Genomic DNA, 11334 nt, shown 5'->3' with positions numbered 1-11334 from the left:
CGATTACATCGAGATGTTCTACAACCCAAAACGCCGCCATGGTTTCAACAATCAACTGTCACCGGTAGAGTTTGAAAAGCGTTACGCAATGAGCTTGCAAGGTGTCTAGAGAATCCGGGGCGATTCAGCTGGACCTGGCGCGAACTCGTGGATCGCTCACATCAACACAGCCTACTTGACCTATTGGCGGCCTAACCTGAACCCTCCCCGAAGCAACCGGCGAGGGTCGGCTGCTTCGGGCCAACCATCGGTCTACCCATCGGTCTAACCATGAATAAACCACCACAGAACAGCGCTCAGATGCCTGATTACCTAAAGGCCCGAAAGCTTCATTTGAACGGGATAATCGCCGTCCTGGCCAGCACGAAAAAGCTCAATGCAAGGGCAAACAAAGACGCTAAAGTCGAGACACTTACGATTGATGCGATCAAGGCAGAGCTTGATTTCATTGACCTCCAGCTCAAAAGAAAGAGCGGGTGATGAAGAAGCGGAAGACTGAGACAAGCAGCTTCCGCTTCACTAAATCCTATCCTCACAGGCAAGGGTTTAGACCTTTTCGGCTTCTGGTCTATAACGACACTAGGCTTACGACCACCTTTCGGCCCAAAGTGTGTAAAAACGCTTCGCCAAAATTAAAGTGTGCGCATCTACATTAAATCTGAAATTTATCGGCACGTCTGCGGATGTTGATTTCCCGTAGAAACGCGATTTCCAGTCCGGCTTTGAGTACCTGACTCGCTCAAAAACGTTTTTACACAGCCTCGGCCAAAAGCGGACGTACCAAGCCAGGACTCTCAAGGATGCTTGGAAAACACGAACCAAGTTTGTTGGTTCACCAATATGCTTGACGTGTTTAATGCTGAGACATTGCGCCGCAAAATTATGATTAGCTCGTCAGCAATGATGCGTGGCTCGATAAATCCTCGCTATGGCATGGGAGTACCCGAAGCTAGCCGATTTGACAATCCGTAAAGACATGCTTCTATTTTGATATCGCCTGAAAGCAAATCGACCTAAGAAGGGTGTCAAATATGTATTTCAATGCCTGGACCAGAAATATTGTTTTTATGGTTGTGTTTCCTCTATTAGCAGGATGCCCCTCTATTGATACGAAACCTTTCGAACAGTTTAACACCTCACTAACAGAGTTGGATAAAGGGGCAACATCATCGCTTGATGTGAGCATTCCTTTAGCGGAAGGACGTTACCGGAAAGAAGTAGAGAATCAATTAAAGCAAGGGAATGACGAGATGTTACAGGAGCTTTACATATTGACTGAGGCGGAGGATCCATTTTCTATATCTAAACCGCCAGTTTTTATAAAAGCGAAAAAATTTAAACTGGGAATCTCGAAAGCCAACATGGCTTGGCTGGAGTATTCCAATCTTTTGCTACAACTCTCATCAAAAACCCTTGTCGATGACGCAAAATTTTCAAAATTATCAGAAGACCTGAATAAAAATTCTTTTGACGCTGTTCAGTCGCTCAATGATAATCCCAGCGATATATCTGCTAAAAATACAGCACTTTTTTCAGAGCTGGCCATTGTAGCAGCTAAAGAGTACATAAGAACAAAACAGAAGAATAAGCTTATGGACACTCTCACCAACAATCAAAATAGCATTAGCTCTTATGTCAAGCAAATGCAAAGTGCTATAGTGACAATGGCACAAATCAGTACGCAAGAACACTCAGAAAAGCAGCAAAACTTAACTAGAGATCTTGTCGGATTGTTGAGCAGTAATGAAAATAGTAAGAACGATGCAGAGATGCAAAAAACTATCGGGGATATGATTGATCAAAAAACCACACATTCAAACCAAATGGAGTTTCTCCATGGACTTCATACAGCATATGGGAAAATCCCTGACGCTCATGAAGCGTTGGCTACACGACTAGCTAAATCAGATTCATCTATAGCTGCAATTAATGACCTGTTGGAAAAAGGAATACAGCTTCACTCTTCTTATGAGGCGAAGGCAAAAATCAACAAAGCAGAATTGGTACAAGCAAAGGCAAATGCTGCGAGCAGTGAAGCTACAACGGCCGAAATAATATATCAGCAATCTAAGTTGAAATACACTAAAGCTCAATTTGAATACATCTTGGCGCAAAATAATTCAGATGCAGTTCCCGATAACCAAATCAAAAAGAAGGATGCTGAAGAAAAGAAGAAAATAGCTGAAACCCTTAAAATAGAGACTGATGTTCTCAAAGAATCCGCTGAGTCTCTAAGAGCGGCTGCAACAGCTGTACAAGAAAGTGCTAATGAAGTCAAAAAAAGCATTATCAACAATTAAGGAGCCAAAACATGCCAATTGACATGACAAAAAAACAAGAAATAATACAACAGCTATTGACTTCAAAAACAAAATCATATCAGGCCGAAGTTAAATTGCTATTAAAGCAAAAGCCTGATGAGGCAAACTTAGTAAAAAATCATGGTAAAGAGTTATCTAGAAGAATTGACAATTTAATAGGCGAAACGATGAGTGACTGGACAGGAAGCTCCGAAGAAATAGTTGCTGGTGTGAAATTGATCAACAAAAAAATGCAAAGCACTATTAGCGAAATAAATAAGGACGTGAACGTAGCTGAAAACGTTGTTAAGCTGGTCGGTTTCATTGACGACGTGGTAGAAATTGTTAATGCTATTACTTAATTATGACTCAGCCCCCCCCCTCGGTTGCTGCAATTTATGAAGCGGCAGAACGAAACGCTTGGAGCAGTTTTGTCTGCATTGATGGAGTGGACGGTTCTCAATGTTGATGCGCATTTGGCTTCCGTTATCAAACTTGAGCCCGCCCCAGTTGTAGCCCATACAGCAATCTGTCGAGGGCGGTAGTGAGGCGAAGGTTCCGAGCGGACGGAAGTTACGGATTTGGCAGCTCGAACGCTTCCTCAAGAACGCAATCCATCGTATGCCAACTGATCGATGGACCATCCTGCACGCCCCCCCTGCGATCACTTGGCTAACCACCGATAACCCGCCCACGAGGCTGGGGGTTGGGGTGAACGGAAAGCTGCGCACTTGACGGTAGCGTTCAACAAGCTCTGACGCCCCGAGAGCATGAAACACAGACGTTGAAGCACTAAAGTAAGAATTGAATAAAGTAGTAAGTTGCTTTGCCCGTGCCTTTATACTCGCACCGAGCAGCTCAGTATTGCCACGAGAGGCATAAACAATCTCAAATGAAATTGTCGGCCGATAAAGTGACAGCTGCTTAAATGCAGAAACGAACAAGTCCCGACACTGCTTAATTTTTGCCGAGTACTTTCCAGAAAGCTCAGAGTTTGACAGTGAAAGATCAAAAATATCCTGGGCAGTTGCAAGTAGAGAATCAAGTGGAGCTTGTTGAAATGTTTCGTGGTGCTTGCAAGTTATTATGAAAACCTTTATCTCTGCTCCAGTTCTTGGCCAAGAAAAATCTGTGGCGTCGGTTAGCAAACGCCCATTTATGAGAATATAAAAACCATCGATCCCACCATCCAGTGATCCGTCAGTCCATCCAAAATCCATTTCTTCTGTTGAAAGATCAAAACTCTTGAGTATTTGATCTAAAGCAAACCTCTCAAAAATATCACCAATGTCCCCAGGTGTTTCTTTTTGCGTTTGCTGTAGTAAAGAGTCCACAAGAATGGTGTCGTTCTTAGCCATGGTCAAAGGTCTCGAGTCTGATAAAATTAACCTCTAGGATTTCGTTGCGTTTCTCGGAAACTGCCCCTATCTCGCGTTAACTCAGCCTCAAAGGTAACGGTGTACTGTATCGCGGATTTAGCAAAGGAATGTCAACTGGCCATCACGAATGTTCACCTCAATCCGCCCTTCTCTTTATGCTTCCGCTTTGGGTCCGGCAGCATCCAGTCGCCACTACCTGACATCACCTCACCGGCCACTGGTATGGGTGAGCCCGGCAATGAAAGTAAGGGCTACGTCTTCCAGTTCTCTACCTGTAACCGCTTCTGCCCAACGTAGTGTGGGCGATTCGTCAAATTCAAGATCAGCGCGACTGCCGCGGTGGTGAACTGGCCTCTGGTGTCAACGTGAACATCGCCATAGCTTCTCGCCGAAAGCTGCAGTAGCGCACAGAGACTCGCGACCTTTTCACTCTTAAATGAAACCTTGATTTGATGCGCAAATTCGTTGCGTACCTTTCGGATCAACTCGCATTCCCTGTACTCGACTTCAGATAAAAGGCCCAAGGCGAACGAGGAAGCGATGCGTGCGGAGAATGTTCCAAGCGGCGCATTGAAGCCGTCAATGAGAGACTTACTTCCTTTGTTAGGGATGAGGAAGGACTCGATGATCCGAGCAAGCTGCTCATCGAGCATTGCTGCAGCAGCCAATGCAGTTCCGCGCTCCGTCTCTTTGTTAAAGTCGGCAAGGAAGTCCATGAAGCCGCTGAGATGCGGATGAGTCTCCGAAAGTGTCTTGGGAATATCGTTCATAGCTGTTCCTCAATAGCACCGAAAAAGTGTCGATAGAGTCGGAGAATGAGTCACATCATTTCCATATGGGCTTCCACCATTGCGCTTGCCATTCGAACGCAATATTCGTCGGCCAAGTCCTCTTGGGTCATCTCGTTCAATCGTTCAACGTCGGGTACATGGTCCATGAGCTCGATCAGTTTCTCTTTTGTGCTGCTCGAGTATGTTTCCCAGAGGAAGTCGAACCAGTCCAGGTCAGTCTTCGGACAAGAGCGGCCAGCATTCCTATCAATAACTCCAAAGAAGGTCTTAGGGTGCTGGGCATGGGCCTTTAGTTCATCATCCGTCAACGGAATCTTGACTATGAAGCGCTGCTGATCGTCGCTACAAGCGATACAAAATGCCTCTCCCGACTTTGGCATGACGACGCAATTCTCTAGCGTCGCCTCGATCTGCGTCCCATTAGGTCCTGGTACCTCCATCCGCTGACCAACCTGTAGCCGTGCCTTGGGAATTCCACCAGAGAACGACTCGGCCTCTCCATCGAACGTAGCGGGAATGCGCCGGTGCTTCTGCATCGACTCCAGCAGCGCAAAGACGGGCGCATGCCGGCGCCTAATTTTGACCTGTTGAAGCAGGTTTTTCAGCCCAGGGTGAAGATCTTCGAGGTGGAAGCCCCATAGCAGCACTCCGGAAGGCAGATCAATGGCATCAAGGTGATGCTCCTCTGGATCGAAGGTGACTATGACATATGCCTGCGGAAGCTTTTGCCCAGTAGGGTCTCGCTCATATAGCTTTAAGAGGTTTTCAGCCTCCACAAGCGCTACAGGGTTAGGCTGGCCTCTGCCCAGTTCCAGGCGTCCGTCGTTTGTGTCAATGAAAACAATGCGAGGATGATCCGACTTTTTACTCAAAGCGCGATTCATTTGCCTGTTGATTTTCATCCGCCCCCCTTCTCGTCGCTTGGCCTCAACTGCGTAGATCGCACCGGACTTAGTGTCCGTAGCGATGAACTCAACGTGAGTAGTACGTCTGTCAGTTTCATCTTGGGGCTGCAGGCTGAAGCCTGCCCGAATCAGGGCGGCGGCGACCCGTACCTCGTACAACGCACCGGGGAAGTTCTTAGGGCACTTGATTCGGTCGATAAGCAGCTTCTGGACCTCGATGGCGTGCTTCAGGCTGTAGAGGTCATATGCGAAGCGCATATAGGCACCAATAGCCCCCGTCATCGGCTGCGGGACACCTGTCCCCACCTGTTCCATATGAGCTTTCGAGTGCTCATAGCAGCGGACCGCCCAGGTGAGAATACGATGACGCTCTTCTGGAGGCTTACTTCCCTCAGACATCCACCATTCACTACCCAAGACGATCTTCGGGTAGTCGTTCAGGAAGTCGTGAAACGTTTTCCACTTCTGCGAGAAATGCATCGTCTGACCGACGGCTATGATTCTGTGATCATGGAACTCAGCGGAAATGATCGGCCTACCGAGGCCCTGCTGCTCACGCCTCTGAAACTCTTGGGCTTCATGACGAGCAAGTGTCATCTGTATCTCCTGTCGCATGCGCGGTCCATTCAGCTTCAGCACTATTTCGAGATTGTTGATGGACCCATGGCATTTTTTGAGCTTGCGGCCGCTACCGCAAGGGCAGGGATCATTTCGGCCAGGCTTGTTGCGCATCCGTGTAGGCCTCCTAGAGGATGAAATTGAGTGCCACGAAATGGCCGCTTAGGCCGATAGCGACACTTCAAAGCGAAGGGCTCTGATGCGATGACAGTCGTCTTAATCATCATAAACCGCCCCTCCCTGAGCAGTTATTGATGTAACACCTATTTGCCATGTAACACGTCTATCGACAAATGAAACACATCCGTGTAACACCATATAAATCGTTTAAAATCATATAGTTATACATACATGTAACACGCGTAACACCCGTAACACCGTTTTTTAAGGTATCCCCCCGAGCCCCTTCTGAAATGCCCCCCCAGCGCGGCGAGATCAATCATGCTCCTGGTTTTGCCTAGACACCCGGGGGGGGGCCTACGCATGTTGATTCGGCACGGGGTAGGAAACCCGCAGGATCGTGTTAGCGGAAAGTCACCCAGCTTAGTGAACAGGTGAACCCGGTGAACTCCAGTTCACCTGTGCATTTGCCCTACCGTTTGGCCCCTCTGCGAACACCATTACCAATACGGTAACGATGCCCTCTTTTGTTCAAGATCCTTTCAATTTCAACATTGAAATTTCAATAAGCTGGCACGGCTGCCGCTAACGCGGTCCCGCGGGCTTCATGCCCCGTGTCTGTCGACAGACTCCAGGGTCCCCGGAGCTTCGCAATCATCCCGTTAAGAAACCCTTTACAAATTCAACCCAGATCAGTGAGTCTCGAAAATCTGCACGCCTTAAGCGAGTAGCGCTATGGACGGCAGCACACAACGAAAGGGAAGGATATGGCGAACAAGACCTGCTTTGTGATCATGGCGATCGGTGAGCAAAACATCGACGGAACGGTTATTAGCCAATCCGAGTTGAAGAATAAATATGACGACCTAATCAAAGAGGCGCTCCTGAAAGCAAGGCCTAATTTGGAAATCGTGAGGGCAGACGATGTCTCTCTCCCCGGCACCATTACCACCGATATCGTTACCAGAATAATGCATTCGGATTACGTGGTAGCAGATGTCACCTACCCCAATCCCAACGTCTTTTACGAACTCGGTCTTCGTCATGCTTGTAAGCCTGGAACGATCATACTCAAGGATTCCGCCGCACCTCGAGTTCCATTTGATATCGCGCACCTGCGTTTTGTTGAGTATGAAAACACACCAACAGGCCTCAAAAGCCTTTCAGCACAGCTTTCAACCCTCTTTGACCATTTAGACAGAGAACCTGGTCGACCAGACAATCTGCTTCTAGAGCTTGCAAAACTGACGAATTACGAGTTTCCAGACTATAAAAAATCAGAAGAGTTGCCTGTAGAGGTTAGTGCGATGATGGGACTGATGCAGTCACCGGACTTACTGAAAATGATTCTGCAGCAACAGAACGGCGAGGAGGTCGATCAAGGTGCGCTTATGCAAGCATTGCTCACGAACCCTCAGGTGGTTCAGCCGTTCTTGACTGCGATGGTGAAATCAGGGGAACTTTCGTTTGCCGGTAACGGCAAAAAGAAGAAGTGATTCAACTCTGAATAAATTTCAGATGAGTAATGCAAAGCTGCCCTGTGGGTGTACAGAGTCACCTAGCTTGTATGCCCACATGTATGCCTAGGCGACACATATAAATTAAAAGTCTGTAAAATCATCAAGTTAAAATACAGGTTCAAATGACTGTGTACCACCAAGTACCGATCCATAGATGTCTACAGCAGTCTATGAATCACCTCAAGAAGCCCGCCTCGTGCGGGCTTTCTTGTTTCTGGCTGTCTACCTCTACCCCATCCTTCCCCTCTGTGTAGGCCCACACGCATACTTCAAAAATACATGGCGGAAGCTCGGGCGCAGACCATCATCGATGAAGGCATCCCATCAGAAGAGACGCTTCGCGAACTGCTTATTCTTTGCTGGCACTCGTCCCAGATCGCGGACTCATTCTTTCTATCTCACGCCAACTGCACCCGTTTTCTCGTCCAACTGGCGCAGATCGCAATTGACGAAAAAGACTATCAAGGCGACGCACCGCCCGCTGCTGCTTACTACCTTGAGAAGCTGCCACCTCCAGTGTTGAAGGGCGTCGCGGATATCCTGCTACGTGGTTTTCCCGTCGAGGAGTGCGGCCACAACAATTCACTCGCTGTCGCAATTGCACTCTCCGGGATCGAAGGTGGCAGGGCAAAAGTTCAGGGCGCATACGAGAATGATTTCCTCAACACCGACAGCTACGAAAAGGCCATGGCAATCTATGCCGAGCACTCGCAGCCCTGACCCTACGCTCAAGTTCGCCCAGTAAAGCGTGAGCTGGAGATGCGAATGGCCGAGGCTCATGCCAGGGTCGCTTAGGAGCTTGATACTGCGCGACGCGTCGGGACCGCAGAAGTGTGGCGATGCGCCCTCAAAAGGGAGAACCCAATGCAGCGGGCAATTGTTGATCAATGGGTTATCCAGTGATGCCCCGGATGAAGCTTCAGCAAATGCCGCCTCAGCCACTCCACCTCCTCATCGGGCAGCGTCGGCAAGGCCTTGTGAAAATCCTCCTCATCCTTTGGCCGCACGTGCAGGGCTTTGAACAAGAGGATCGCCGCAGGCCTTAAATATGGAATGCCCTCACTGCTCAGATACAACATTTCGGTACGGGGAAACCGGATAGACCCATCCCGTTTGTATACCCATACTTCAGGGCTTCCTGATTCAATCATCATGTCCACCCGCCAGGCTTGAGCAACAGGGTCGAAACACCACACCTGCTGAATGTCTAATCCTGGGATTTGACCCACGGGAAGAAAAGTGAGCACTCCGGCCTTCGCGGTGTACATATCAAGATCGCCAAGCGCGTGCCGGAACTCCAGGAAATCGTCTCGCAACAGGGTGAACTCTATATCGTCATGCTCCCTCGTCTTTTCGCCGTGACATAGGTCAAGCGCCCACCCGCCGACAACGCACCAGGGGAGCGAGACGGTCTTCAGGCGAACAGCCAACTCAGCGGGCGTCCATGAGCGCCACAGCTCTTGATCCGGCGCCAGAGCCTTGTCCGTCATAACCTGATCTCCGATCGTTCTGAAAATTACTAACAGGCTCAGCGATTGGGCCACTCACGCCTCACATCAATGAAAACCGCTTTCGATAATCACTTGGCCCAACGCCGAGACGCCGCATAAATGCCCTTCTGAACCCGTCCGCATTGGCATAACCGACTGTATCGGCCAAGCGTTTAAGTGAAACATCAGCATCTTCAATCAGCCGTCTGGCCGCATCAATGCGGGCCAATTCGACAAATTCGGCCGGGGTCGAGCCGGCTTCAGCCTTGAAGGTACGGGCGAAGTTTCGCTCACTCATACCGGCGCGGGCGGCCAAGGCAGGGACGCTCAAGTCGGCCTTCAGGTGCTCTACCACATATTCCTGCACGTCCCGGATCACGCTGCGTTCGGCGGTTTGCGCTGCCAGTTGCGCGCTGAACTGCGATTGCCCGCCAGGCCGCTTGAAGAACATCACCATTTCACGGGCCACGCTGAGCGCCAATTCTCTGCCGTAATCTTCTTCGACCAGCGCCAACGCCAGGTCCATGCCCGCCGTAACACCCGCCGACGTGTAGATGTTGCCGTCCTTGATAAAGATGCTGTCCGGATCGACGTGGGTGTGCGGATACTCCTTGGCAAGTCTTGCGCTGGAATTCCAATGGGTGGTGACACGGCGCCCGTCGAGCAGACCTGCGGCGGCCAGCAAAAAAGCACCGCTACAGACTGAGCCGATACGACGGACGGATTTGGCTTGCCGGCGTAGCCAATCTTGCAACGCAGGGTCATGCGCGATTTCGTTGATATGTGGGCTGCCGGCCACGAGCAAGGTGTCGACCTTGCCCTTATAAGTGTCGAAGGTTTCATCAATGCCAAGCTTCAAACCACTTGAGGTTTTGATCAGGCCCTTGCTGGTACCGATGACTTCGACCCGATAGGCACGCGGGTTCCCCAGTTGCTTGGCGGCTTCAGCAAAGATATCGGCGGGCCCGGCGACGTCCAGCAGTTGCACACGAGGGAATGCCAGGAGGGTGATACGCATGATGTCTGTCCTTGTCGAATAATTGGCTGAATACATCGCCTGATGACTATTTCAGCCAATGTCTATTTGGCTGAAAATAGCCACAACAGCAAATTCAGTCAATCAAGAGACTAGCATGAACACTTCATACACCCCCACCGTCGATACCGCTCGAGCGGTAACCGTCAGCAAAACGTCGATCAAAAACCTGCCTATCAATTTATTCGGCTCAGTGATGGGTTTGGCCGGCCTGGCCCTGGCTTGGCGCTTGAGTGGTCAGTATTACGGCGTCGGCGGCAGCTTGGGTGAGGCCATTGGCGCGCTGGCCGGCCTGGTATTCGTGCTGTTGACCCTGGGTTACCTGACCAAATGGGTGAAACATCCAGCAGCGGTCAAGGCCGAGTTCAACCACCCGATTGCCAGCAACTTTTTTGGCACCGTCACCATTGCACTGCTGTTGCTTTCGGCAGTCGCGGGGGCCCACAACGAATGGCTCGGACAGGCTCTCTGGATACTGGGCAGCGCACTGACGGTGCTGCTCGCAGGCTTCGTGGTTTACCGTCTGTTGTCGGGCAATCAGGACCCGTTGAATGCCGTACCTGCCTGGCTGATTCCAGGCGTTGCCACCCTTGATATCGCGGTAACCGGTGCGCATATGCCGATGGCCTGGGCGACTGAGTTCAACCTGTTTGCCCTCGCCGTGGGTGCGGTGCTGGCGCTGGTATTCTTCACCCGGATCTTTTCGCGGCTGGTGCATGAGGCCGCTCCGGCCAAAGGCATGCTGCCTTCGCTGATGATCCTGATTGCCCCCTTTGAAGTAGGTTTTCTGGCCTACACCAACGTGTTCGGCGAAATCGACCGGTTTGCCAGCGTGTTGTTCTACTTCGGCCTGTTCCTGTTCGTGGTGTTGAGCTTCAAAGTGTTCCGTCGGGATGTGCCTTTTGCCCCTTCGTGGTGGGCAATCAGCTTCCCCATCGCAGCGCTGAGCAACGCAGCGTTGAAATATGCACATGCCCAGGACAGCACCGTGTTGGTGGTCATCGCCGCTGTGATCCTGCTGTTCCTCACTGTGGCACTGAGCGTGCTGCTGGTGAAAACCCTGACCAGCCTGCTCAGCGGAAAACTGTTGGCCAACTGACCGTTTACCTCCCTTTGGCGAGCCTTAACCGGCTCGCTTTTTTGCCTTTGCGCATCGTCATGCCGGCTCTGAGTGC

12 protein-coding genes are annotated in these 11334 nt (G+C 50.3%); 7 read left to right on the top strand and 5 right to left on the bottom strand.

Going from position 1 to position 11334, the window contains the following annotated elements:
• From PSFL_RS12500 to PSFL_RS12485, 4 genes are all read left to right on the top strand, one after another.
• A partial coding sequence (locus tag PSFL_RS12500; RefSeq protein ID WP_146047486.1) for an IS3 family transposase occupies positions 1 to 109 on the top strand: 109 nt, incomplete at its 5' end.
• A gap of 161 nt (positions 110 to 270) precedes the next feature.
• Positions 271 to 480 carry a hypothetical protein gene (locus tag PSFL_RS12495; RefSeq protein ID WP_397470124.1) on the top strand — a complete coding sequence of 70 codons (210 nt, stop codon included), beginning with the start codon at positions 271 to 273 and terminating at the stop codon, positions 478 to 480.
• A 551-nt stretch (positions 481 to 1031) separates the two neighbouring features.
• Positions 1032 to 2300, top strand: coding sequence for a hypothetical protein (locus PSFL_RS12490; RefSeq protein ID WP_397470123.1), 1269 nt, complete (start codon positions 1032 to 1034; stop codon positions 2298 to 2300).
• A gap of 11 nt (positions 2301 to 2311) precedes the next feature.
• Positions 2312 to 2662 (top strand): hypothetical protein, encoded by a 351-nt coding sequence (locus tag PSFL_RS12485; RefSeq protein WP_397470122.1) that lies wholly within the window; start codon positions 2312 to 2314, stop codon positions 2660 to 2662.
• Here the strand turns inward: PSFL_RS12485 and PSFL_RS12480 are convergent, their stop codons facing one another.
• From PSFL_RS12480 to PSFL_RS12470, 3 genes are all read right to left on the bottom strand, one after another.
• Complete coding sequence (locus PSFL_RS12480; protein WP_397470121.1) at positions 2663 to 3658, bottom strand: hypothetical protein; 996 nt, start codon at positions 3656 to 3658, stop codon at positions 2663 to 2665.
• 272 nt (positions 3659 to 3930) lie between these two features.
• A complete protein-coding gene (locus tag PSFL_RS12475; protein WP_397470120.1) occupies positions 3931 to 4449 on the bottom strand; it encodes a transcriptional regulator in 519 nt (172 codons plus the stop codon).
• Between the two features lie 50 nt (positions 4450 to 4499).
• Positions 4500 to 6107, bottom strand: a complete 1608-nt coding sequence (locus tag PSFL_RS12470) for a YecA family protein (protein ID WP_397470119.1) — start codon at positions 6105 to 6107, stop codon at positions 4500 to 4502.
• Between the two features lie 773 nt (positions 6108 to 6880).
• On the opposite strand from PSFL_RS12470, the gene PSFL_RS12465 reads away from it, so the two are divergent.
• Positions 6881 to 7609: a hypothetical protein gene (locus tag PSFL_RS12465; RefSeq protein ID WP_397470118.1), complete on the top strand. Its 729-nt coding sequence runs from the start codon at positions 6881 to 6883 to the stop codon at positions 7607 to 7609.
• A 303-nt stretch (positions 7610 to 7912) separates the two neighbouring features.
• On the top strand, positions 7913 to 8353 hold the full coding sequence (locus PSFL_RS12460; protein WP_162947690.1) for a hypothetical protein: 441 nt from the start codon (positions 7913 to 7915) through the stop codon (positions 8351 to 8353).
• 164 nt (positions 8354 to 8517) lie between these two features.
• Here PSFL_RS12460 and PSFL_RS12455 read toward each other — a convergent pair whose 3' ends face one another.
• On the bottom strand, positions 8518 to 9123 hold the full coding sequence (locus PSFL_RS12455; RefSeq protein WP_397470117.1) for a nucleotidyltransferase domain-containing protein: 606 nt from the start codon (positions 9121 to 9123) through the stop codon (positions 8518 to 8520).
• A 61-nt stretch (positions 9124 to 9184) separates the two neighbouring features.
• Positions 9185 to 10141 carry a GlxA family transcriptional regulator gene (locus PSFL_RS12450; protein WP_057442025.1) on the bottom strand — a complete coding sequence of 319 codons (957 nt, stop codon included), beginning with the start codon at positions 10139 to 10141 and terminating at the stop codon, positions 9185 to 9187.
• A 115-nt stretch (positions 10142 to 10256) separates the two neighbouring features.
• Between PSFL_RS12450 and PSFL_RS12445 the strand changes: the two genes are divergently transcribed.
• Positions 10257 to 11258, top strand: a complete 1002-nt coding sequence (locus PSFL_RS12445) for an SLAC1 anion channel family protein (protein ID WP_397470116.1) — start codon at positions 10257 to 10259, stop codon at positions 11256 to 11258.
• The last annotated feature ends 76 nt before the right edge of the window (positions 11259 to 11334 follow it).

Origin of the sequence: Pseudomonas sp. DD1 (assembly GCF_044510355.1) — a bacterium.
Classification (GTDB): Bacteria; Pseudomonadota; Gammaproteobacteria; order Pseudomonadales; family Pseudomonadaceae; genus Aquipseudomonas; species Aquipseudomonas shahriarae.
Note: the sequence above shows the minus strand (reverse complement) of the source record. Positions and strands in the feature narration are given on the sequence as shown.